The sequence below is a fragment of the Chryseobacterium sp. UF-81 genome, assembly GCF_058245105.1.
This window is the reverse complement of record NZ_JBSIBX010000006.1, coordinates 110,115-135,549: the sequence shown is the minus strand read 5'-3', so window position 1 is coordinate 135,549 and position 25,435 is coordinate 110,115. Positions and strand designations below refer to the sequence as shown.

Annotated in this window: 20 protein-coding genes; 8 read left to right on the top strand and 12 right to left on the bottom strand. The window is 38.1% G+C overall.

The features are described from left to right. Positions 1-249: 249 nt before the first annotated feature. The 7 genes from ilvA to folP form a co-directional block, all read right to left on the bottom strand. Entirely contained in the window at positions 250-1,506 is a 1,257-nt protein-coding gene (gene ilvA / locus AC4IFE_RS10575; protein WP_490756913.1) for a threonine ammonia-lyase, read from the bottom strand. Between the two features lie 12 nt (positions 1,507-1,518). After that, positions 1,519-2,565 carry a ketol-acid reductoisomerase gene (gene ilvC / locus AC4IFE_RS10570; protein WP_490756911.1) on the bottom strand — a complete coding sequence of 349 codons (1,047 nt, stop codon included), beginning with the start codon at positions 2,563-2,565 and terminating at the stop codon, positions 1,519-1,521. Between the two features lie 49 nt (positions 2,566-2,614). Further along, positions 2,615-2,896: an ACT domain-containing protein gene (locus AC4IFE_RS10565; protein ID WP_490756910.1), complete on the bottom strand. Its 282-nt coding sequence runs from the start codon at positions 2,894-2,896 to the stop codon at positions 2,615-2,617. Positions 2,897-2,915: 19 nt separating this feature from the next. After that, entirely contained in the window at positions 2,916-4,643 is a 1,728-nt protein-coding gene (ilvB, locus tag AC4IFE_RS10560) for a biosynthetic-type acetolactate synthase large subunit (protein WP_490756908.1), read from the bottom strand. A gap of 7 nt (positions 4,644-4,650) precedes the next feature. Further along, positions 4,651-6,333 carry a dihydroxy-acid dehydratase gene (gene ilvD, locus AC4IFE_RS10555; protein ID WP_490756907.1) on the bottom strand — a complete coding sequence of 561 codons (1,683 nt, stop codon included), beginning with the start codon at positions 6,331-6,333 and terminating at the stop codon, positions 4,651-4,653. A gap of 213 nt (positions 6,334-6,546) precedes the next feature. Further along, complete coding sequence (locus AC4IFE_RS10550; RefSeq protein ID WP_490756905.1) at positions 6,547-7,419, bottom strand: aminotransferase class IV; 873 nt, start codon at positions 7,417-7,419, stop codon at positions 6,547-6,549. 337 nt (positions 7,420-7,756) lie between these two features. Further along, positions 7,757-8,620: a dihydropteroate synthase gene (folP, locus tag AC4IFE_RS10545; protein ID WP_490756903.1), complete on the bottom strand. Its 864-nt coding sequence runs from the start codon at positions 8,618-8,620 to the stop codon at positions 7,757-7,759. A gap of 268 nt (positions 8,621-8,888) precedes the next feature. On the opposite strand from folP, the gene AC4IFE_RS10540 reads away from it, so the two are divergent. From AC4IFE_RS10540 to tpiA, 7 genes are all read left to right on the top strand, one after another. After that, on the top strand, positions 8,889-9,452 hold the full coding sequence (locus AC4IFE_RS10540) for a DUF1599 domain-containing protein (RefSeq protein WP_490756901.1): 564 nt from the start codon (positions 8,889-8,891) through the stop codon (positions 9,450-9,452). Between the two features lie 6 nt (positions 9,453-9,458). After that, positions 9,459-10,571: a BT_3928 family protein gene (locus AC4IFE_RS10535; RefSeq protein WP_490756899.1), complete on the top strand. Its 1,113-nt coding sequence runs from the start codon at positions 9,459-9,461 to the stop codon at positions 10,569-10,571. A 185-nt stretch (positions 10,572-10,756) separates the two neighbouring features. Further along, the gene (locus AC4IFE_RS10530) at positions 10,757-11,107 is read left to right on the top strand and encodes a tellurite resistance TerB family protein (RefSeq protein ID WP_490756897.1); all 351 of its coding nucleotides are present in this window, start codon (positions 10,757-10,759) and stop codon (positions 11,105-11,107) included. Between the two features lie 25 nt (positions 11,108-11,132). Beyond that, positions 11,133-13,259: a S9 family peptidase gene (locus tag AC4IFE_RS10525; RefSeq protein WP_490756895.1), complete on the top strand. Its 2,127-nt coding sequence runs from the start codon at positions 11,133-11,135 to the stop codon at positions 13,257-13,259. Positions 13,260-13,311: 52 nt separating this feature from the next. After that, the gene (locus AC4IFE_RS10520) at positions 13,312-14,688 is read left to right on the top strand and encodes an AAA family ATPase (protein WP_490756894.1); all 1,377 of its coding nucleotides are present in this window, start codon (positions 13,312-13,314) and stop codon (positions 14,686-14,688) included. Next, on the top strand, positions 14,685-15,377 hold the full coding sequence (locus AC4IFE_RS10515) for a DUF4276 family protein (RefSeq protein ID WP_490756892.1): 693 nt from the start codon (positions 14,685-14,687) through the stop codon (positions 15,375-15,377). The genes AC4IFE_RS10520 and AC4IFE_RS10515 overlap by 4 nt, the downstream gene beginning before the upstream one ends. After that, positions 15,374-16,135, top strand: a complete 762-nt coding sequence (gene tpiA, locus AC4IFE_RS10510; RefSeq protein WP_490756890.1) for a triose-phosphate isomerase — start codon at positions 15,374-15,376, stop codon at positions 16,133-16,135. Before AC4IFE_RS10515 ends, tpiA begins: the two co-directional genes overlap by 4 nt. Before the next feature lie 134 nt (positions 16,136-16,269). Here the strand turns inward: tpiA and AC4IFE_RS10505 are convergent, their stop codons facing one another. The 5 genes from AC4IFE_RS10505 to AC4IFE_RS10485 all read right to left on the bottom strand — a co-directional run bounded on the left by AC4IFE_RS10505 (position 16,270) and on the right by AC4IFE_RS10485 (position 24,641). After that, positions 16,270-17,532, bottom strand: coding sequence for an esterase-like activity of phytase family protein (locus AC4IFE_RS10505; protein ID WP_490756888.1), 1,263 nt, complete (start codon positions 17,530-17,532; stop codon positions 16,270-16,272). Between the two features lie 342 nt (positions 17,533-17,874). Continuing rightward, the gene (clpP, locus tag AC4IFE_RS10500) at positions 17,875-18,561 is read right to left on the bottom strand and encodes an ATP-dependent Clp endopeptidase proteolytic subunit ClpP (RefSeq protein ID WP_027373257.1); all 687 of its coding nucleotides are present in this window, start codon (positions 18,559-18,561) and stop codon (positions 17,875-17,877) included. Positions 18,562-18,680: 119 nt separating this feature from the next. Then, positions 18,681-20,663: a DNA primase gene (dnaG, locus tag AC4IFE_RS10495; protein WP_490756886.1), complete on the bottom strand. Its 1,983-nt coding sequence runs from the start codon at positions 20,661-20,663 to the stop codon at positions 18,681-18,683. Between the two features lie 161 nt (positions 20,664-20,824). Further along, complete coding sequence (locus AC4IFE_RS10490) at positions 20,825-22,651, bottom strand: hypothetical protein (RefSeq protein WP_490756884.1); 1,827 nt, start codon at positions 22,649-22,651, stop codon at positions 20,825-20,827. 163 nt (positions 22,652-22,814) lie between these two features. Then, positions 22,815-24,641: a hypothetical protein gene (locus AC4IFE_RS10485; RefSeq protein ID WP_490756883.1), complete on the bottom strand. Its 1,827-nt coding sequence runs from the start codon at positions 24,639-24,641 to the stop codon at positions 22,815-22,817. A gap of 373 nt (positions 24,642-25,014) precedes the next feature. On the opposite strand from AC4IFE_RS10485, the gene tsaE reads away from it, so the two are divergent. Next, the gene (gene tsaE / locus AC4IFE_RS10480; RefSeq protein WP_490756882.1) at positions 25,015-25,416 is read left to right on the top strand and encodes a tRNA (adenosine(37)-N6)-threonylcarbamoyltransferase complex ATPase subunit type 1 TsaE; all 402 of its coding nucleotides are present in this window, start codon (positions 25,015-25,017) and stop codon (positions 25,414-25,416) included. Positions 25,417-25,435: the final 19 nt, after the last annotated feature.

Below are 25,435 nucleotides of genomic sequence, written 5' to 3'. Positions count from 1 at the left end.
CATTCTGTTCTCTAAAAATTCTAAAACTTGCGTGGTAGCAGTCTGTGTTGAGAATCTGATTTCGTCCCGCGCTTCGGACAGTAGAATTTTCTTAACGTTCACAGAATTTATTTTCTTAAAGCTCCATTTTCAGAAGTCAGGTTATAGCAGTTATAAAATCAATTTTTTGTAAATTTTAAATAAATCAACAGTGCTAAATATATCGACGATAAAATCTTTGCGCCTTAACAACACACCTTAATCAACATTTCAAATAAGCAGATTCATTAAAGACGGATCATTATTCAGATAATTGACAAAAAAGTCATACTTTTTCATATTATTGAGCAGTGGAATAAAATCCTCACTGTTCTTCAGGCCAATTCCTAAAACCGCAATTCCCTTCTCCTTTGAATTTTTTTGCGTGTATTCAAAAAAAGTAATGTCATCATTCGGTCCCAACACATTCATCACAAAATCTTTCAGAGCTCCCGGACGCTGTGCAAATCTTACCAGGAAATAATGTTTTAAGCCTGCATGCAAAAGAGCTTTTTCTTTGATCTCTTCCATCCTGGTAATATCATTATTGCTCCCACTGATGATACAGACTACATTTTTTCCTTTGAGCTGATCCTTATATTTTTCCAGTGCAGCCACAGAAAGAACTCCGGCAGGTTCCACGACCATAGCATCTTTATTGTAGAGGGAAAGAATGGTTTCGCAGACCATTCCTTCATCCACTAAAGCCATATCGTACAGCACATTTTTGCAAATTTCAAAATTGAGATTTCCTACTTGCTGTACTGCGGCTCCATCTACAAAACGGCTGATCTTTTCCAGGAGTACAGGTTCTCCTTTTTCAAGAGCCTTTTTCATACTTGCCGCTGCAAAAGGCTCTGCTCCTATAATCTTCGTATGGGGTGACAATTCCCGGAATACAGAACAAACCCCTGCAGCCAGGCCACCACCTCCAATCGGAAGAAAAAGATAATCAATAGGTTCATCCGACTGTTCAAGAATTTCCAGTGCCACTGTCGCCTGACCATTAATAATATCCTGATCATCGAACGGATGAATAAATATACTCTGATTCTCTTTACAGAACTTCAGGGCAGCATCTTTAGCCTCGTCGAACGTATCACCGTAAAGCACAATATCAATATCATCCCCTCCAAACATTTTAACCTGTTCCAGCTTTTGTCCCGGCGTGGGCAAAGGCATAAAAATAGTTCCTTTCACTTTCATAGTGCTGCATGCAAAAGCTACTCCCTGAGCATGATTTCCTGCACTGGCACAAACCATACCTTTTGCCAGGCTGTCGGGAGACATCACCGCCATTTTATTGTAAGCTCCCCTGATTTTATAGGATCTCACCTGCTGCAAATCTTCTCTTTTAAAACTTATCTTCGCGTCATAAATGCCGGAAAGATGATTATTAATAGCCAGGGGTGTTCTTACCACTACATTCCTGAGTCTTTTTGCTGCTTTATAGACATTGCCCAAAACAGAAGGATACGTTTCTTCCATTATTTTTTCTGATTAATTGTTCTCTGGTCTGAGACTTCGGACGGTCTTGCCCGCTCTCCACATTTCACTTTCTCTAAGCTCAGTAAGTTCTACTTCAAGTTTTTCTCTGTAATCATGTTTGCTGTTACTGTCGATGGAACGCTGAGCTTCATCTCCTTTGGCAACACTGTCATACAATTCCTCAAATAAGGGAGAGGTAACATCTCTGAAACGTTTCCACCAGTCCAGTGCGCCTCTTTGGGCTGTGGTACTGCAATTTGCGTACATCCAATCCATGCCGTTTTCTGCAACCAAAGGCATTAATGATTGCGTTAATTCTTCAACGGTTTCATTAAATGCTTCGGAAGGACTGTGTCCGTTTTTCCTCAATACATCGTACTGAGCAGCAAATATTCCCTGTACTGCACCCATCAAGGTTCCTCTTTCTCCCGCCAGGTCACTGAACACTTCTTTTTTAAAGTCTGTTTCAAACAAATATCCGCTTCCGATGGCTATTCCTAAAGCAGTAACTCTTTCCCTTGCTTTTCCAGTGGCATCCTGATATACGGCAAAACTGCTGTTCAGCCCGCGATCCTGCAGGAACATTCTTCTCAATGACGTTCCTGATCCTTTGGGCGCAACAAGAAATACATCAACCTCAGCAGGCGGAACAATTCCTGTACGTTCATTAAAGGTAATTCCGAAACCGTGAGAAAAATACAGCGCTTTTCCAGGGGTAAGGTGCTGTTTAACTTTAGGCCAATATTCGATCTGGGCTGCATCACTTAGCAGGTAGCAAATAATCGTTCCTTTCTGTAAGGCTTCTTCTATTTCAAATAATGTTTCTCCCGGTACAAATCCATCTGCTACAGCCTTATCCCATGATTTGGAGTTTTTCCTCTGACCAACAATCACATTGATTCCGTTGTCTTTCTGGTTAAGCGCCTGTCCCGGCCCCTGTACGCCATAGCCGATCACAGCTACAATCTCATCTTTTAATACTTCCTGGGCTTTCTGCAATGGAAATTCCTCTCTTGTTACTACGTTTTCTTCTACTCCGCCAAAATTCAATTTTGCCATTTTTTTATATTTTTTATTTGTTGATAATTATATTTTAGTTTATTCACCATCAGCTCGCATGTACTATTGCGGTCAGGTATGGGTTTCTGTGATAATGAACTTCCAGGACATCGACCTGTTTTTCCATCTGTTGTGTGATCTTCCGTACAGATTCTTCCGGTTCTCTGATAATGATCACAAATTTTTTCACATTTTCAATCTCAGAAGGTCCTGCGTTGAAATTCACAATAGAGATCCTTCTCCTTGAAAAAATAGCATTGATTCTGCCAATCAGCCCCAGATAATCTTCTGTGTAGGCTGTTATCGTGTATTCCCTGTTTTCTGATTTCATTTTTTTGTATTTTATATTATTATGTCTTATTGTTTGTCAGTACAATCTCTGAAACACTTTTCCCCTGAGGAATCATTGGGAAAACATTATGTTCCTTTCCGGTCATGACTTCCAGCAGGAAAGCTCCTTGATGGTAAAGCATTTCACTAAGGCCTGCTTCCAGTTCCTCCCTCTGGCTTACCTTTCTTCCCGGAATATGATATCCTTTGGCAACCTGCACAAAATCCGGACTCTGGATATCTACGGAGGAATACCTTTCTTCATGGAACAGCTCCTGCCACTGTCTTACCATTCCTAAATAGCAGTTATTAAGAATTAAGATTTTGATATCGGGCTGATATTGCATCAGTGTACCCAATTCCTGAATATTCATTTGAGCTCCTCCATCTCCCATCACCGCAATGACCGGGCGGTTTGTCCCACCATAAGCAGCTCCTATTGCCGCAGGAAGGCAAAATCCCATAGTTCCCAATCCTCCGCTGGTAATATTGCTTCTGGAATTCTTAAACGATGAATATCTGCAGGCTGCCATCTGGTGCTGCCCTACGTCTGTTACAATTACAGCTTCTCCCTGAGTCATGTCATTCAGCTGACGGATCACTTCTCCCATTGTGATTTCTCCTCCGGAAGGATGTAATTCGTGGTTTATCAGTTTATCATATTCAATCTGATAGCAGTCTTTAAACTTCTGGTACCAGTCTGTATGTTCTCTTTCTTTTATAAGCTGTGTAAGAAGCGGTAATGTTTCTTTGCAGTTTCCAAGAACCGGAACCTCAACTTTTACATTTTTATTGATCTCTGCTTTATCAATATCCAGATGGATGATCCTTGCCTGTTTGGCATATTGATCCAGTCTCCCGGTCACACGGTCATCAAAGCGCATTCCTACTGCAACCAGGACATCACATTCATTGGTAAGGATATTCGGTCCATAGTTTCCATGCATGCCTACCATTCCTACAGCCTGCGGATGATCTGTGGGAATAGCACTCATTCCCAGTACAGTCCATGCCACCGGAATCCCCGACTTTTCAGCAAACTGAAGAAATTCTTTTTCTGCTTTTCCCAGCATAATTCCCTGTCCGGCAATAATAAACGGCCGTTCTGCATTATTGATAAGGACGGATGCTTTTTCGATGTGTTCCATATGGGGAACAGGATCCGGCCTGTAACTTCTCAAAGAATCACAAGGCGTGTAACCTCTGTCCGGAACCTTTTGCAGCTGGGCATTTTTCGTGACATCGATTAATACCGGGCCGGGTCTTCCTGATCTTGCGATATAGAATGCTTTGGCCAATACTTCTGAAAGTTCATTGGCATCGGTTACCTGATAATTCCACTTCGTAACGGGGCTGGTGATATTAATCACATCAATTTCCTGAAATGCATCGGTTCCCAGAAGATGTTCAAAAACCTGTCCCGTAATGCACACAATGGGAGTATTATCCAGCAGAGCATCAGCTAAGCCTGTCACCAGGTTGGTTGCCCCGGGACCGCTGGTCGCAAGCACCACGCCTACCTCTCCGGAAACCCTGGCAAGACCCTGGGCTGCATGGACTGCTCCCTGCTCATGGCGGACCAGAATATGTTCCAGCTGGTCTTTATAGTCATAAAGGGCATCATAGATTGGGATAATGGCTCCGCCGGGGTAACCGAATATGGTTTTTACCCCTTCCTGAAGAAATGCTTCAAGGATGATCCGGCTTCCGCTGATTTCTGTTTCTGTGGATACATTTAGATTCGTCATTGTATTTTTATTGAGTAATTTCATCTGTTACACAGCCTTCTGCGGCTGATGACACGGTAAGTGCATATTTGTACAGCAATCCTTTTTTTACTTTAAGTTCAGGTTTTTGCCATGTTTTCTTTCTTTGTTCGATTTCTTCATCGGAAACTTTCAGCTGTATGGTATTGTTTACAGCATCAATTTCAATAAGGTCATTGTCTTCCACAAAAGCGATCAGGCCGCCTTCATAGGCTTCGGGAGTGATGTGCCCCACCACAAAGCCGTGAGTTCCTCCACTGAATCTTCCATCGGTAATCAGAGCTACACTTCCACCCAGTCCTGCCCCGATCAGAGCGCTGGTAGGTTTCAGCATTTCCGGCATTCCCGGTGCGCCCTTGGGACCTTCATGACGGATGACAATGACATCTCCGTGTTGTACTCTTCCGTTTTCAATTCCTTTGATCAGATCTTTTTCGCCGTCAAATACTCTGGCTTTTCCTGAAAACTTTTCACCTTCTTTCCCGGTGATTTTGGCCACACTTCCCTTTTCGGCCAGGTTGCCATATAATATTCTGAGGTGACCTGTCTCCTTGATAGGATTTGATAAGGGTCTGATTATTTTTTGTTTTGTAAAATCCAGGGTGGGAACATTTTCAAGATTTTCAGCGATGGTTTTTCCGGTAACCGTTAAACAGTCACCATGCAGTAAACCTTCTTCCAGTAAATATTTCATGACAGCGGGGATTCCTCCGTGGTTATGAAGATCCTGCATCAGGTATTTTCCGCTTGGCTTAAGATCAGCCAGTACCGGTGTACAGTCACTCATTTTCTGGAAATCATCCTGAGTAACAGAAACACCGACACTTTTTGCCATTGCAATAAAATGCAGAACGGCATTGGTACTGCCTCCAAGAATGATGATCAGACGAAGTGCATTTTCGAAAGCCTTACGGGTCATGATATCAGAAGGTTTAATATCTTTTTCCAGTAATATTTTGATATACTTTCCTGCTTCCAGACATTCATTCTGCTTTTCCGGGCTCAGTGCGGGATTGGAAGATGAATACGGAAGGCTCATTCCTAGTGCTTCTATGGCTGAGGACATGGTGTTAGCCGTATACATTCCCCCACATGCTCCTGCTCCCGGGCACGAATTTTTAATCACTCCATTGAAATCTTCTTCTGAAATTTCCCCGGCAATTTTTTTCCCTAAAGCTTCAAAGGCAGAAACGATATTAAGAGGCTCATCCTTGTAGCATCCCGGAGCTATTGTCCCTCCGTACACCATGATGGATGGTCTGTCCAGTCTTCCCATGGCGATAATGGTTCCCGGCATATTCTTGTCACAGCCCGGTAAAGCGATAATTCCGTCATAATACTGTGCCCCGCAGATAGCTTCGATACTGTCTGCTATCACATCCCGGCTTACCAGCGAATAGCGCATGCCATCTGTTCCGTTGCTCATTCCGTCGCTTACGCCTATGGTATTAAAAATCAATCCTGCAAGACCGTGATTCCATGTGCCTTTTTTTACAATTTTTGCGAGATCATTAAGGTGCATATTGCAGGTATTTCCATCATATCCCATACTGGCAATTCCGATCTGGGCCTTGTGCATATCTTCTTCTGTAAAGCCTATTCCGTAAAGCATTGCTTTTGCGGCTGGCTGCTCGCTGTTCTGTGTGAATGTTTTTGAATATTTATTTAACATATTATCCTGCATTTGCTGTTCTATCGTCTCTTATTGTGGTATCAAGAATTTTAATTTTTTCGGAATTCATAAATGATGTTTTTTACTTAATTTCGATCCAAAACTACAGCTTGTTATATTGTTCTCATTTTCATTTTTATGAAAACTACAATATTCAACCGTTTGAAAAATAGATTTAATCATTTGATAATCAAATATTTAAATTGTTTAAATTTACAATGACAGAACTCTTACCAGTTTCTGATAAGCCTGCTGTACCTTGCTGCTTGATGTATCTTTCCAGTTTTTGGTGAAAGGAACATCATCCAAAGAATCCAACGCTACTATCTCAGCTGCTGTACCACAGAAGAAGGCGGCATCAGCTCCTCTCATTTCCTCAGGTTTAAAGAAGGCTTCTTTAACGGGAATATTCAGCTCACTGCATATTTCAAAAACAGTCTGTCTTGTAATGCCCGGCAGTATGCTTCCTTTTGCGGGTGTAAATAATGTCCCGTCCTTTTCGTAGAATATATTGGCGCCTGAACTCTCGGCGACATTTCCATATTCATCAAGTAAAAGGGCTTCGTCATAGCCTTTGTCCTTGGCATCCTGACAGGCCAGAATAGAATTAACATAATGTCCGCCTACTTTGGCTTCTATTTTAAAAGCACCGGGATTCGGGCGTTGGAAACCGGAGGTCATGATCTTCATTTTGTCCGCGAGATAACCATTACTCCATTCCCAGGCAAGCAAAGAGAGGTAAGATCTTTGTCCTTTTGAAAGAGACATGTTGGGAGAACAAGTAATCAATGGACGGATATAAGCATCGCTGAATCCGTTACGCTCTAAAAGTTCATAGGTGAGATCTGTTAATTCACTGACTGAATAATCAAACGGGATATGCATCAGTTCTGCTGATTTTTTCAGTCTTTCATAATGTTCTTCTGCTTTAAAAATTTTGGTTCCGTAATCTGTACTGTAGGACTTGATGCCTTCGAAAACGGAATACCCGTAATGCAGTGACTGCCCGTAAAGGTCCATTCCTGCTTCTTCGGCTTTGAGAAAGTTTCCGTCAAAATACACGATCGTTTTGCTGTTGTAATACATGATATAAGGTTTAAAAAAATAACAAATGAGTATAAAAAAAGCCCTCTCACGATGTGAGAGGGCTCAAATATGTACAGTCATACTCTATCCTTCTCACCAATGCAAGGGAATAATAATGACGATAATAATTACTGTTAATAACTGATCCATAATTTTTGAAATAAAAAAAGCCGCTTCATTATGAAACGGCTTATATAATTTAAATTAAATATTTTATAATGCCGCTTCCCTACTGTTGTTAATCACAACAATAATGCTAGAAATGACAATAATATTTTTCTGATTCGTAAGATTCATACTGCAAATGTATTAATTTTTTAATACTGAGCAAGTTTTTTTAACACTTTTTCTTTTTTTCACAAAATTGTCTGATCGTTACTACTGTTTCTGCAACATCATGCACTCTCAAAATTTTTGCTCCCTGTTGCAAAACTTTCAGATGAAGTTTCTGTGTTTCTTCATTGATATCCAGGGGAGATTTTCCAAGCGGTTTATAGATAAATGACTTTCTGGAAATGCCTATCAACAGAGGGAATGTTTCAAAACCCAAATACACTGTTTCTCCAATCATTTTCATCTGATCCTCTACTGTTTTTCCGAAACCGAAACCGGGATCGAGAATGATGTCTTTCACACCTTTTTCCAGAAGCTCATTGGTCTTTTTAGAAAAATAACGGTTAACCTCCAGAGTAATGTCCTCAAACTTTACTTTGTCGTGCATTGTTTCGTAAGATGGGTTCACATGCATCAGAATGTAGGGAAGTTTTGTCTCAGCCACAACCTCAAACATGGTATCATCAAACTGCCCTCCTGAAATATCATTGATGATGTCAATCCCTTCATTAAACCCAAATTTCACTGTTTCAGCATAGAACGTATCCAGTGATATCAATGCTTCCGGAAATTCTTTTTTGATTTGTGAAATCATATTTCCGATTCTGGCTATTTCCTCTTTACTGCTCAGAAATTTGGCATTCGGGCGTGTGGATTGTGGTCCGATGTCTATGATCTCCGCACCGTCTTTCAAAAGCTTTTCCGCATGTTCCAACGCTGATTTTTCGCTGTTAAATTTCCCGCCGTCTGAAAAAGAATCCGGAGTAAGGTTGAGGATGCCCATGATCTTTGGGATGTTGAGATCTATAAGTCTCCCATTGCAGTTGATGGAATGGAAAGGTTTGAGTGTTTGGAAGTTTGAGAGCATGTTTATGATTGATAAATGATGATTGACAGCTGATGATATTCTGCAAAATTAAGACTTATTGTGGAATGTGAGGGATTGAAAATTTTTGTTTGTTGCTGTTGGCAGTTGCTGATTGATAGAATTTTTAGCTCGTACCTCACAACTCTAAAACTCTCCCACCCTCAAACTCTCTAACTCTCCAACTCAAAACACAAACTCTGACAAAAATCAATTCCCGATTCCTGCTACCTAAAACCGAATTCGTATATTTGGGAGATTAAGAGAATTTATGTCAAAAACATCAGTACAGTTCGGGAAAGTTATCAGTCAGTGTCGTGACCTTTTTAGTAAAAAACTACAGGATTACGGAGCAGCATGGAGGGTTTTAAGACCCAGTTCTATTACGGATCAGATTTACATTAAAGTGAACAGGATCCGTACGCTGCAGATGACGGATAAAAAAATGGTGGATGAAAGCGAGGAAGATGAGTTTATTGCGATCGTTAACTACTCCATCATCGGGCTTATACAGCTTGAAAAAGGACTTTCCAATGATTTTAATGAAAATAACGAAGAAATTTTAAGTCTTTACGATAAATATTCCAATGATGCCCAGGCTTTAATGGAGAGAAAAAATCATGACTATGGTGAAGCATGGAGAGATATGAGAATTTCTTCTATTACCGATCTTATTTATCAGAAAGTATTGAGAACGAAACAGATTGAAGACAACCAGGGAAAGACCATCGTTTCTGAAGGGCTGGATGCCAATTATTTCGATATGCTGAACTATGCTGTTTTCTGCCTGATCAAGTTCTCTGAAAAAGAAAATATTTCCGAAACCCCCAAATAATTTAATATGATCAAAGGTTTATTACGCTTTATTATTGCTGTTATCTTCATTCTTTCAGGTTTTGTAAAGGCTGTGGATCTGGTAGGATTTTCTTTCAAGATGGAAGAATATTTTGCACCACCAGTTTTCAATATGCCGTTCCTGGAAAAATTTGCGCTTCTGTTCTCGATCGTTGTGGTTGTACTGGAGCTTTTCCTAGGATTTATGCTGCTGCTGAAACTGAAGCTTAAGTTCACTCTTTCAGCGTTAATTGCCCTTTGTATCTTCTTTGGGTTCCTTACTTTCTATTCTGCTTATTTTAATGTGGTGACAGACTGCGGATGTTTTGGAGACGCAATAAAGTTTACACCATGGCAGAGTTTTATTAAAGATATTGTGCTTCTTGCAGGTCTTATTATTTTGTTTATTCTTTACAGAAAAGAATTCCGTAAAAAAGACGAGTACAGCAATACTGGTACGAAAGAATCTTCAGGCAAGTTCAGATATGCTCTGTTAGGCCTTTTTTCTGTGATCATGATCTACATTATGGCCCAGGGCATTATGCACGAACCGCTGATTGATTTCCGTGATTATAAGATCGGGACGGATATAAGAGCTGAAAAGGAAAAAATCAATAAAAATCCTTCAGAATACAAGACTTTCTATTCTCTTAAAAATCAGAAGACAGGCGAAGTTTTAAAGGTGAATCAGGATGATTATATTAAAGAAACAAAATACTGGGCAGAAGGTTCCCCATGGAAGATTGAAGAAGGAAAAAATGAATCTGTCCTGACGAAAGAAGGTTATAAATCCGAGATCGTTAAATTTAAAATTGAAGATCCTACGGGAATGGACCTGACGGACAAGATTATCAGTGCGCCAAAAGCTGTTTTGGTTTTCTCTTATCATCCGAAAGAGGTTTCTGCTGATCTTATCCAGAAAGTTGAGGCTAAAGTGAATGCCCAAAAAGGTGCTGTAATCTATGGTATTTCTACTCATCCAAATACTTTTAAAACCATTAAAAATGCCATGATGGATGCCACTGCAATCAAAACAATCGCGAGAAGCAATCCGTTTGTCCTGGTATTGGAGAAGGGGAAAATTGTAGACAAGCAGCCGGCAAAAGACTATGTCGATTAGGATGAATGAGTGAATGGTCAATGGTCAATGGTGAATTCTGAATCGTGGATTTTGAATTTTGAATTAAAAAAACATAATTAAACGCTTCCGATTCTGAATCACGAAACCCGAACCTCATATCTCGCAACCTAAAACAACTGCCAACAATCAAATTTAAACACTAAACTTAAAACATACATTTACAAATGCAAAAATCAAATAAATCAATCGCCGGCTATCACCTGTTAATGATCCTTTCTTCCGTAGACGGAGAATTTGCTCCTGAAGAGGGAATGCTGGTTCAGCAATATATGGCAGACGAATTTCCATTCAGAATGAACCTTGATAACGAACTTGAAACCCTGGCTCTTTTAAAGCCTGAAGAATGGAAAGATCATTTTGAATTCCATGCAAGATGTTTCTATGATGATTCTACAGAGGAAGAGCGCGTAAAATTTGCAAAATTTGCTAAAACCCTGATCAAAGCTGATAATAAAGTCACTGATGAAGAGCATACTTTTTACAAGCTTCTGAAAAACCTTTGGAATTTAGCATAGAGGCCACACCAAAACAAAACATACTATGAAAAAATTTTATCTGGGAATATTAATTATGAGTACCTCTATGATACAATCTCAAAAATTTCCTGCCCTTAAAGCTCCGATCGCCGAAAAGCAGGAACATATCCGGGAAATTCATGGTGATAAAGTAAACGATCCTTATTACTGGATGATCGATTATTTTAAAAAGGGAAAAGATTCCACGAAAGTCGTTGATTATCTGAAAGCCGAAAACACTTACTGGGAAGGCATGATGAAAGATACGGAACCTTTCAGGGAGAAGCTTTTTCAGGAAATGAAAGCCCGCATCAAGGAAAAAGATGAATCTGTACCGGTTTTTGAAAACGGATACTATTATTATACCCGTACAGAAGCCGGAAAACAGTATTTCAAATACTGCAGGAAAAAAGGAAGCCTTACTGCTCCTGAAGAGATTCTTCTGGATGTGGATAAACTTGCGGAAGGCCATGCCTATTACTCTGCAACAGGCTTCAGTATCAGTCCGGACAACACTAAGCTGGTATATGGTGTTGATGATGTTTCCAGAAGACAGTATACTTTATTTTTAAAGGATCTGAATACCGGAAAAACGACTGATCTGGGTATTAAAAATACAGAAGGTTCTGCAGAATGGGCAAATGATAATAAAACCATTTTTTATACAGAGAAAAACCCGGTTACTCTTCTGTCTGAAAAAATCAAAAGACACACGCTGGGAACTGATCCAGCCAAGAATGTGACAGTTTATGAAGAAAAAGACCATTCCAATTATATATCGGTATACAAGTCTAAAAATCACAAATTCCTTCTGATCTATTCGGGTGCTACCACTTCTTCTGAAACCAGATATCTGGATGCTGACCAAGCGGAAGGAACATTCAAAGTTTTCCAGCCGAGAATGAAGAATGTTTTGTATACGATCACGCCTTTGGAAGACAAATTCCTGATCAGAACGAATAAGGATGCCCTTAACTTTAAAATAGCAGAAACTCCTCTGGATAAAACCGGTGTTGAAAACTGGAAGGATTTTATTCCGCACAGAAGTAATGTTTTAATGCAGTCTGTAAGTGCCTTCAAAAATTATCTGGTTTTCAGTGAAAGACAAAACGGGCTTACCCAGCTTGTCATTTATGACAGAAAGACCGGTAAAAAGGAAGCGTTGACGTTTGACGAACCTGCTTACACGATTTCTTCACTGGAAAACCCGGAATACAATACAGACAATTTCCGTTTTGGATACACCTCTATGATTACACCTGTTTCTCAATTTGAGCAGGATTTAAAGACCGGCAAAAGAACAGTACTGAAACAGCAGGAAGTTCTTGACGGTTATACCAAAGATGGATACACCACTGAAAGACTTTTTGCAACAGCGAAAGACGGAACAAAAATCCCAATCTCCATTGTTTATAAAAAGGGATTCAAAAAGGATGGAAACAGTCCTCTGCTTCTTTACGCATACGGATCTTATGGAAGTTCAACGGATGCAGCTTTCAGCAGTACGAGGCTGAGCCTTCTGAACAGAGGTTTTGCTTTTGCCATTGCACACATTCGTGGCGGTCAGGAAATGGGAAGACAATGGTATGAAGACGGAAAAATGATGAAAAAGAAGAATACTTTTACCGATTTCATCGATGCCGGAGAATATCTTGTCAAGGAAAAATATACCTCACCAAAACATCTCTATGCTCAGGGCGGAAGCGCTGGAGGTCTGTTGATGGGTGCTGTAGTGAATATGAGTCCCAATTTATGGAATGGTGTTATTTCACAGGTTCCTTTCGTAGATGTTGTCAATACAATGCTTGATGAAAGTATTCCATTGACGACCAATGAATATGACGAATGGGGAAATCCGAACAATAAGGAAGCCTATTTCTACATGAAATCTTATTCCCCGTACGAAAATATTGAAAAGAAAAATTACCCTAATCTTTTGGTAACCACAGGCCTTCATGATTCCCAGGTGCAGTATTTTGAGCCTGCAAAATGGGTATCCAAGCTTAGGGATATGAAAACTGATAAAAACGTATTGCTATTAAAAACTGACATGGATTACGGTCATGGTGGTGCTTCCGGAAGATTTGATTATCTGAAGGATATTTCGCTGGTGTATGCTTTTATGTTTAAACTTGAAGGAATTAATAAATAAGATATTAAAATGTAAATTTGTTTTAATTTTCAAAAAACAAAAATTTTCAAAAATGATTACTAATATTAAAATTAATGGTTTTAAATCTTTTCATAATTTTGAAATGTCATTTACTCCTTTTACAGTTATAGCTGGAACTAATGCTTCCGGTAAAAGTAATCTATTTGATGCATTATCTTTGTTATCAAAACTAGCTGATAGTGATAACATAAAAAGATCATTAAGTGAACAAAGAGGTGAATTTCTTGAATTATTTACGAAATATGATCAATTGCATCATTCAAGTTTTATAGAATTTGAAGTAGAAATGTTAGTAAACAAAACTGTTAGAGATGCATGGGGAAATGAAGCTGATTTAAGATATACTAGACTTCAATATCACTTAAAAATAAGAAGATATACAAATAATTCAGGACTAGAAGATATTGAATTGATTTATGAAAAACTAGTAAATTTAAAACATCAGGATGACAAATGGATAGATACTATTCCAAAAAATTATAGAGAATTTTGGAGACCTAAAGTTCCTACAGGAAAAAGAGGTGTACCATATATTGATACAGAGCTGAAAGATAGTATAAATACTGTAATAGTTCCACAAGATTTGAAAGGTGGAAATAAAAGAAGATTCCCTCTAAATAGTGCAAATAGAACAGTATTAAGCAGTTTTGACAGTATTGATTTCCCCCACGTTTTAGCAGCTAAAGAAGAAATGAAATCCTGGAAGTTTTTGCAACTAAACCCAGATGATTTAAGAGAGCCTACAAACAAAAATAATGGTGAAGATGAAATTTCACAAACAGGTAAAAACTTAGCCGCAGCTCTTTATCGGATTTCACAAAGTAATCCTTTTGCTTTGGGTGAAATTTCTAGAAAATTGAATCAGTTTTTACCAAATTTTATAGAAGTCAAAGCCTTTGACGATAAAGAAAACAGACAATATATTATAAAATTAATCGACGTCGATAAAAAAGAATATACTTCTAGAGTCTTATCTGAAGGAACTTTAAGAATACTAACACTATGTATTTTGGAATATGATGATCAATTCTCAGGGTTATTATGTTTTGAAGAGCCAGAAAATGGAGTAAACCCATCTCGAGTTTCAACAATGCTTGATTTATTGGTAAATCTCTCATCTGACTTTTCTGATGAAAATGCCTCTTTAAGACAAGTTATTGTTAATACTCATTCTCCTGTATTAATTGGTAATCTAATGAAGAATTTTAAAAGTGATAATCTAAAAATTTTATGGTTCAGTGAGATGCGGATGATGATTATTAACGTTGCTGATAAAAAGTTTAGAATAGAGGCAACTAAAATACTTCTAGCTGAAAAATCACAACAGTTAAAGTTATTCAAGGAAACAATAAGCCTAGCCGATGTACAAGTATATTTAAACGAAGGGAAATTTGATATTACAGAATGAGTTATCAACTATTTTTAGCTTACACCACTGAAGGTTCAACAGATATTAGGTTTCTTTCTAAAATATTTGAAAGGACAATTTCTGATATTCTATTTCTATATGGAAACAGGGATATTGAAATTATTTTAAAATCTTATAAAAAAGAAGGAGATAGCTTTGTTCAGCAGATGCTTAATGTATTTAATAATTGTTTTATTGAAAATTCTTCAGATATTTTATTTATACATGCTGACGCTGATGAGATTGATTCAAACAAAACTATTGAATCTAAATTTAATCCATTACGAAATGCATTAAGTAAAACTGAAAATCTCAAAACCTTTAATTTTGTAGAAGTTATACCTATACATATGACTGAAGCATGGATGCTCGCAGATTTTGAGTTATTTAGAGATGAAATCAAAACTACTAAATCCAAAAGCCAATTAAGTCTTTCTGGAAATCCTGAAACATTTACTGATCCTAAAAGAAAAATAATTGATGCTCTAAACATTGTGAATTTAGAATTACCTAAAAAGAGGAGGGGTGATTTAAAAATAAACGATCTGTACCAAATTATTGGACAAAAACTTGACATAAAACAATTATTAAAATTAACATCTTACAAAATCTTTTATGTAGATACTTTTGAAACGTTGAAGAAAATTAACTTAATAAATTATAATGAAGTTCTAAATATTAAACTATGAGAAGAAAAATAGTTGCAGGAAACTGGAAAATGAATAAAAATGTCATTGACGCACAACAGTTAATGATTCAATTACTGAGCTATAAAAATAACAACACTACCAACTGCGAAGTATGGATCGCGCCACCGTCTTTATATCTGATGATGGCTAAAGATATCTTCGAGAAGGATGAGATCGGTGTATTCTCTCAGGACATGAGTGAGCATGAAAGCGGTGCTTATACCGGTGAACTTTCTGCAGATATGCTTGAATCTATCGATGTGACAGGTTCACTGATCGGGCACTCTGAAAGAAGACAATACCACGGTGAAACAGATTCTCACTGCAACAGAAAGATTAAATTAGCGCTAGATAAAGGCCTGATCCCTGTATACTGCAACGGTGAAACCCTTGAACAGAGAAAAGCGGGACAGCATTTCGAAGTGGTGAAAAACCAGACGGAAGTTGCCCTTTTCACGCTTTCTGCTGAAGAGATTAAAAAAGTGGTAATCGCTTACGAACCGGTTTGGGCGATCGGAACAGGAGAAACCGCTTCTCCGGAGCAGGCTCAGGAAATCCACGCACATATCAGAAACATTATTGCTGCAAAATACGGGCAGGAAGTTGCTGACGAGGTGTCTATTCTTTACGGAGGTTCTGTAAAACCGGATAATGCAAAAGAGATTTTCTCTCAGCCTGATATTGACGGGGGACTAATCGGAGGTGCGGCTTTAAAACTGGAGGATTTTTCTAAAATTATTGAGGGGTTTAACTCATAAGCTTCGGCTGAAGCCGATGGGATTATAAATTTCATTAAATGGGCTTTAGCCCATTCCTATTGAATGTTTTATAAACCTTATACAATCAAAAACGGCGGCATCTTCGATGCCGCCGCTTTCTTAAAAAAATCTAATTATTGAATATCGACTACATACATTGTTCCTTTGTCTACTTTCCCTGTTTTAGGCAGAATTTTAGCTTTCGGGTTTCCGTTTCCGTCATCTAAAACTCCAAAATCATCATCATTGAAGACGGCCAGTTTATTGTTTCCCAAATAAACTATTCCTTCAAATTTATCATGCTCATATCCTAATTTTGCTACCAGATCTACGGCTAAAACTTTGGATACCGGCTTTAGCCCGGCATTGGTAATTTCATCCCAGGTAGACTGTTCTAAAGTTTTATTGTTAATCTTCATTCCGTCAACGGCTGTAATATCGGTTCCGTTTACATCTGAAGCACCGGCTATATTAATCCTGTATACTTTTTTCGTTCCACCCTGCGAACCGTAATTCCCGTCTCTTTCGATCACCAGGAATTCTGTGCTGCTGATGGCTGTAATATCACATACCGAGTCTGATCCACTGCCATTCTGCTTATACAGGTATTGTTTTGTCTGTCCTGTCGCAATATCGAACGTTACAATTCTCGTTAAAGTTGTATTGGTTGCGAGAGCTTTGGTCGGGACATACATGGTAGACTGTATTGTTCCTACCAGCGTTTTTCCGTCCGGAGTGATGCATAAGCCTTCCATACCTCTGTTGGCTCTTCTTTTGGCTAAAACGGCAGGGAGTTTTCGTGGTCCTGTATTAACACCTATCGGACTTATTCTTTCCAGTTCAACTCCTTCTGCACTGTAATGAACGATATGGGGTCCATATTCATCAGAGACCCAGAATGTTCCGTCGGCTGCTGCCACAATACTTTCACTGTCCAGTCCGTAATTATCTGTTCCTAAAACATTCCCTGATGAGTCATATGCTGTTTCTCCGGTACTACCCATTCCTGCCGGATTTGGTAAGCCTGTAATCGGCTGGCCGGAAGGGTTTTTCAGCTTAATATATTTAATGACCTCGATATTTCCATCTGCATTAATTTTAAAGTGCATAATGGTAGGGGTAAAATCTGGAACCAGAAATTTTTTCCCGTTCAGATAATCTGTATTCGGGCCACGATCGGTGATCACATAAAACTCTCCTTTCCTGGTCGGATGTGCAGCGGCACCGGAACCAAAGCCACCATGAATAACATCTACACCATTGACAGTTGCTAATTTGGAGAAAGGAAATTCCTGAGGGAGTTTGGTATAATTGATATCCTGATTATTCACCGGGTCATCATCTTTACATGATGCAAGCGTTGCGAATGCGATAGCGGATAACAGCAGTTTTTTCATAATTACTTTTATGCCGCGAAAATATACATTGATTATAAACTGATCTTGAATTTAATAATAATTGTATTTTAACAATAAGATCTTTAGATGTATACTTTGTTAATCGCTTTTAACCACCCCGTCAAAAATTCTCTGAATTTTTGCCACCCCTCCACTGGAGGGGAATGTGATCCGACGAATTTTCGTCAATATTAAAAAGATTTTTAGAAGACTTAAGTGATTTTCTTTTTCAAAGCTTTTAAACTTACAAATAACTAAATTGTTTAAAAACTTTTGTCTCTTTTGTGGTAAACAAAAAAACGCACCGAATCGGTGCGTTTTTCAATTTCCAGGAAAAGGAAATTATTTTTTCTCTGTAGATCTCTGTAAAACTTCGTCTACCATTCCGTAGCCTTTCGCTTCTTCAGAAGTCATCCAGTAATCCCTGTCAGAAGACTTCTCTACCCATTCGTAGGTTTGTCCTGAATGGTGACCGATGATTTCGTAAAGCTCCTGCTTTAGTTTCAGCATCTCTCTAAGGTTGATCTCCATATCTGAAGCTACTCCCTGAGCACCTCCTGAAGGCTGGTGAATCATTACTCTTGAATGCTTAAGTGCAGAACGTTTTCCTTTTTCTCCTGCCACAAGTAAAACTGCTCCCATTGAAGCTGCCATTCCTGTACAGATTGTAGCCACATCCGGCTTGATGATCTGCATGGTGTCATAAATTCCTAAGCCTGCATAAACGCTTCCACCCGGAGAATTGATGTAGATCTGGATATCTTTCGATGGATCTGCACTTTCTAAGAATAAAAGCTGTGCGGTTACGATGTTGGCTACCTGATCATCAATTCCGGTTCCTAAGAAGATAATTCTGTCCATCATCAGACGTGAAAATACGTCCATCTGTGCAACGTTTAACCTTCTTTCTTCCATGATATACGGCGTAAGGTTTGTTGGGCCGTACATCCCCATATACTGATCGGTAACCAGACCGTTGTTTCCTAAATGTTTTACAGAGAAATCTCTGAATTCTTTTTTAATGTCCATATTTCTATTATGTATTATTAAATATTTTTTTCGAAGTTTAAAATACAACTTTTATTCCTAAAATTTTATAGGACTTTTTGTCATAGAATACCTATCTGATCATCAGCATGTCTGTACATTTATCTTTTCCTATCAATATAGATTCCTTTGATCGGTGAATATTCAATAATATTGCTCAGTCTGATAGAAGCCTGTTTCAGCAGGGTGATCTTCTTGATCAGTTCATAATATTTTGTCTCATCGGTGCCCCTGTATTCATCCAGCTGCTTTGCTGTTTCTTTAATCAGGAAATCTATATACCTGTATTTGTGCAGCAAAACATCACCTTGCACCTGTTCTGCTATTTTGTCGCCGTAATTGGGAGGATAAATATTTCTGGAGCCCCAATTCTCTAATTCATCAGGAGGCATCAGCGCATCCACTACTTTGGTGGTGATCTCTTCATCCATAAATGTCACAAAAAAATTCCCACTTCTCAGCTCATCTTTCTGAATACCTTCCTTTACCTGATCAATAATAATTTCATTGCCTTTTACCAAAAAACGGTACTGCTCTTCTTCAAAATGCATCAGGATTTCTTCAATAACCGTGATCTGGTATTCCTCATTTTTTTCATTGGTCCTTTTCAGAACAATATCTCCGAACATCAGCATATGGTCTACAAGTTTGCTTTCCATAAACAGAACGTCATACAGATAAGGATCTTCTTTTTCCTCATCCAAAGGCACAATCTCCAGTTTTGGCTGAACCTTTTCTTTCTGTTGCTGAACATGCTGATGCTGATTCTGGGTAATCTGTTTCTGGATATCCAGCTCATTGAAAAGACTCTGTTCCGAAAGTCCGAATTTATTGGAAACCTCCTTCAGATAAACTTCTCTTTTTAAAGCATTCTGAACGAAACCTACAGATTTTACGATATCCCTGATGGCTTCAGCTTTTTTAATCGGGTCATTTCCGACTTCCTTTAAAAGGATTTCAGCCTTAAAATCAATAAAATCCTTAGCTTCATTTTCGATGAATTTTTCAACATATTCCTGCGGATGTTTTCTGGAAAAAGAATCCGGGTCATCACCATCCGGAAACAGCAGGACACGGATGTTCATCCCTTCGGTCAGAAGCATGTCGATACTTCTGAAACTGGCTTTGATTCCCGCATTGTCACCGTCAAAAAGAATTGTTACATTCTCTGTAAGCCTTTTGATGAGCTTGATCTGCTCCGTTGTCAGAGACGTTCCGGAGCTCGCCACTACATTCTCTATTCCCGCCATATGAAGGGCGATCACATCCATATAACCTTCCACAAGAAGACAGACATTTTTTCGTGAAATAGCCTGTTTACTTTGATTTAAGCCATAAAGTACATTGGATTTATGATAAATTTCCGTTTCCGGAGAGTTCAGATATTTGGCAGTCTTAACATTATTTTTAAGAATTCTGGCTCCGAAACCTAAAACCCTGCCCGAAAAACTGTGAATCGGGAAAATAACCCTTTCCCGGAAACGGTCGATCCCGGAAGGTGTATTTTCAGGAAATATGGAAAGCCCTGATTTCTCAAGGATTTCCTTTGTATAACCTTTTTCTTCAGCATAAACTGTAAAGGCATTTTTCTTTTCCGGTGAATATCCGAGCTGGAATTTCTTTATGATATCATCTTTCAGCTCACGTTCCCTGAAGTAAGCCAGACCAATGCTTTTTCCTTCTTCCGAATCCCAGAGAATATCCTGATAATAAGAGTTGGCAACCTCATGAATTTTATACAGCTGATCTTTCTCTGTCTGGGCATGTTTTGCCTCTTCAGAAAATTCACGCTGATCTTCTTCAATCTCAATTCCATATTTTTTGGCAGCATGCCGAAGAGCTTCAGGATAAGTAAAATTTTCGATCTCCATCAGGAAAGAAATGGCCGTTCCCCCTTTTCCTGTTGAGAAATCTTTCCAGATCTGCTTACTTGGTGAAACAACAAAACTCGGAGACTTTTCCTCATGAAAAGGACTGAGCCCTTTGAAATTAGACCCCGCTCTTTTCAGCTGAACGTACTCTCCCACTATTTCTTCTACCCGTATCGTTGAGAAAATTTTATCTATGGTCTGCTTGGAAATCATAGTGTAAAAATAAGATATTTCTTTTCCTTTAACAAAAAAGAGATTCTATAAAAATTTTTTAGTGTATAATATTTCACAATACCTCAGAATTCCTGTGATATTCTTCAATAAAAAAGGCCGGGAATCTTCCCGACCTGAAAAAAACACATTACACAAAAAAATTAATCCTTTATGAATTTTATACTTTCTTTTGTATTGTTATAATCCACTATAACCACATAGTTTCCTTTTCCTAAGCCTTTAGTATACTTGCCCAGTTCTATATTCCTTTCACCTTTTGCCTTTACCGTATATTCATTCATCAATTTTGATGCATAGTTATAGATCTTAACCGATACATTTCCTCTTAGCTCGGTTCCGCTTACAAGTTTAGAGCTTTCTATAACGGGATTTCCATCAAGAGAAAACACAAGATCTTTTTTAACAGATTCAACAGTCTTATTAACATCATTTCCCACAGTTGATACAACAAAACCACTCAATAATGTTCTCTTTATACCATTCCCTATTTGAGCATTTAATTTGATAGAATAAACGCCTGATTCCTCATTGCTCACATCTGCCAAAAATCTGTTATCCTGAAGATTGAATTTTACATTTACAGATTTTTCTTTTGCTTCCTCTCCTTTTAGACCTGATACTCTGTAGGCTGAACTTTTTAGAACCACTTTATTAAGATCATCTGAAGTAAGCTTAGGAAAAGATATTTCCAGATAGGTTTTTCCGTTTTCTTTGACTACTTTATATTCCATCGGATTATCTATTCCATCTTGCACTACTGCAATAAATTCAGAATTGCTGTTAAGCTTAATTGGTCTGTTTTCCAAAGTATAATTGGATGACAGTAAATGATTTTCTGCATTCCTGTTATCTTTTGTTTCTGGTCTGATCTGTCTAAACGCCTTTCCTGTCATTGGGTCTGTGATATCTACGGAGGCGTTTGAATTCTTTGTAATAATTTCAAACTGAATATTTTTTGCATCCTTACTTAGCTGTAAACTCTCCGGTTCTTCACTTGAAACCAGCTGATAATTGCTGACAGCTTTAAGTTCCTTATTTTCAGGCTGCCCTGTTCTGCCAGAAACTCCCGTGTTAACAACCTGTCCGTCTAATACAGGTTTGATGGCCTGATTCCAAACATTTTGCCCTAAAACTATGTCTGCGTGATTGATATATCCTCTGGGATCATTGTCTGCCATTAGCTGCTTTGCTCCTGGTCTTGTAGAACTGTAGAATGGAGTCACCCCATCATTCTTTCCACCTCCCAACAAAGAAATTCCAGCACCCGATGGAATAAGCAATGCAGAAAGGTACCCTAACGGTCTACTGTATCCCCAGGCACCTAAGCTATAGAACTTCTGAGGCTGGTTAAGGGGATGACTGTCCATATAGGGTCTGAAATAGGTTTCGCAGTAATAGGTAGTGGATAATTGAGATCCTGTACCTAGTCCTAGTGCACCTGTTATCCATTCTAATCCCGGATAGTTGGCAAAATCTGCAAGCTGGGTTCCCCAGTGAGGTGTTCCCAAAGTAATCACCTTATCTACTTTATCAATTTTTTGATATTCCAATAATGCAACATCTGCAGCCTTTCCTCCATTACTATGGGTAATGAGAGTAACCACATCTGTTCCACAATATGTCCCTACCTGATCGATAGAGCGAGATAAAATTTCACCGTTTTCCCAATCTCCCTTAAGCCTACTGGTAGCTACAAAAGCAGTTTTATATCCGGCTTCATAAGCATCCTTATACAGAGAATTCCCAATAAGCATAATTTCTGTTGAAGTAACAAAACCGTGAGTAAATAAAATGGTTTTCCCATTATAATTAGGAGGCGTGGTCCCATATAAGATGTTATTTCCCAAAAGACTGTTAAGATAGTTCAGGGATAATGAATGAGGCTCCGGCAAAGTGGCATACGGAAGCTGCTGGGTAAAAAGCTTACCTGAAATAATAAGTAAGCACAAGAACAAAATTTTTTTCATAACGTAATTGCTTTAAATTGTTATCGGTTATAAAATTAATACACTAAACTGTGAAATTTATCAATTCTTTCTATAAATCGCTATATTAAACATAAATAAACATATTGAAAATCAGATACATACATTCAACAAAATACTTACAAACGAATCCATTAATAAAAAATTAATCCTTTATGAATTTTATACTCTCTTTTGTATTATTATATTCTATTATAACTACATAGTTTCCTTTTCCTAAGCCTTTAGTATATCTGCCAAACTCAAGGCTTTTCTCTCCTTTTGCTTTTACAATATTCTTGCTCATCAATTTTGATGTATAGTTATAGACTTTTACTGATACATCTCCTTTAAGCTCCGCTTTGCTTACAAGTTTAGAATTTTCCGTAACGGGATTTCCATCAAGAGCAAACACAAGATCTTTTTTAACAGATTCAACGGTATTATTAACATCATTTCCCACAGTTGATACAACAAAACCACTCAATAATGTTCTTTTTATACCATTCCCTATTTGAGCATTTAATTTGATAGAATAAACGCCTGATTCCTCATTGCTCACATCTGCCAAAAATCTGTTATCCTGAAGATTGAATTTTACATTTACAGATTTTTCTTTTGCTTCCTCTCCTTTTAGACCTGATACTCTGTAGGCTGAACTTTTTAGAACCACTTTATTAAGATCATCTGAAGTAAGCTTAGGAAAAGATATTTCCAGATAGGTTTTTCCGTTTTCTTTGACTACTTTATATTCCATCGGATTATCTATTCCATCTTGCACTACTGCAATAAATTCAGAATTGCTGTTAAGCTTAATTGGTCTGTTTTCCAAGATATAATTGGATGACAGTAAATGATTTTCTGCATTCCTGTTATCTTTTATTTCTGGTCTGATCTGTCTAAACGCCTTTCCTGTCATTGGGTCTGTGATATCTACGGAGGCATTTGAATTCTTTGTAATAATTTCAAACTGAATATTTTTTGCATCCTTGCTTAGCTGTAAACTCTCCGGTTCTTCGCTTGAAACCAGCTGATAATTGCTGACAGCTTTAAGTTCCTTATTTTCAGACTGCGTTGTTCTGCCAGAAACTCCCGTGTTAACAACCTGTCCGTCTAATACAGGCTTGATCGCTTCATCCCAAACGTAAATACCTTCCATGATATCTACATGGTTAATATATCCTCTGGGATCACTGTCTGTCATTAGTTGCTTTGCTCCTGGTCTTGTAGAACTGTAGAACGGAGTCACTCCGTCATTCTTTCCGCCTCCTAAAGCAGCAATCGTAGTACCGGCCGGAATAATTACTGGAGACAACAATCCTAACAGTCTGCTGAATCCCCATGCACCTAAGCTATAGAACTTCTGAGGCTGGTTAAGCGGATTATTGTCCATATAAGGTCTGAAATAGGTCTCACAGTAATAGGTAGTGGATAATTGAGATCCTGTACCTAATCCTAGTGCACCTGTTATCCATTCTAATCCCGGATAATTAGCAAAATCTGCAATTTGGGTTCCCCAGTGAGGTGTTCCCAAGGTAATTACCTTATCTATTTTATTAATTTTCTGATATTCCAGTAAGGCAACATCTGCCGCTTTTCCTCCATTACTGTGGGCTATGATGGTCATAGTATTTGCATTTAAATAAATCCCTACCTGATCAATGGCACGAGATAGAATTTCACCATTTTCCCAATCCCCTTTAAGTCTGCTGGTAGCTACAAAAGCAGTTTTATAACCTGCAGTATAAGCCTCCTTATACATCGAGTTACCGATAAGCAGAGATTCTGTTGATCCTATAAAACCATGGGTAAAAAGTATGGTCTTACCATTGTAGTTAGGAGGCGTAGTTCCATATAAAATATTATTCCCCACAAGACTGTTAAGATAGTTCAGAGATAATAAATGAGGCTCCGGTAAAGTGGCATACGGAAGCTGTTGTGTAAAGAACTTACCCGAAATAATGAGTAAGCATAAAAACAGAAATTTTTTCATAACGCAAAAGTTTAAATTGTTATCAGGCATAAAATTAATACACTCCACTGTGAAAATCATTAATATTTCACAAAAATAATCATGCAACACATAATTAAAGTTATTGATAATCAAATACATACAATAAATAAAATACATCCAAATTAATCCGTTAACAAAAATTAACAGAAAATATCCGGGGATTAAAAAAGAAAATAAAATAAGAATAAGCACTTTATGAATTTTATACTTTCTTGTATCATTTCATTCACTTAATATTGTAACGCATGATAAGCTTTGATTTCCTGATATAAAACTTGTCATTAGAAAATAAAGCCGTTTTTTTTGCGACGGGCTACAGAAAAAAATAATAATTTAGAAGTAAATTTGCTCCATGAAAGTAAACTTTTATAATGAATGGGAACAGATCGTTGAACAGATCATTCCACAATTAAAGCATAACATTCTCCTTTTAAAAGGGAATCTGGGGGCGGGCAAAACGACATTCACGCAATTTCTTCTTAAAAAACTGAAAAGCAATGATGAAGTCAACTCTCCTACCTACTCCATTGTCAACGAATATAACACTCCAAAAGGAAAGGTTTATCATTTTGATCTTTACCGCTTAAAGAACATTGAAGAAGTGTATGACATTGGCATCGAAGAATACCTGGATAATGCTTTTTTATGCATCATAGAATGGCCGGAAGTGTATGAAGAAGAGCTCTATGGGCTTAACTACCACACAATGAGCATCGTGAATATCGGGGATGAAAGAGAAGTCTCATTCGAGTAAATATTATGTATCTTTGCTT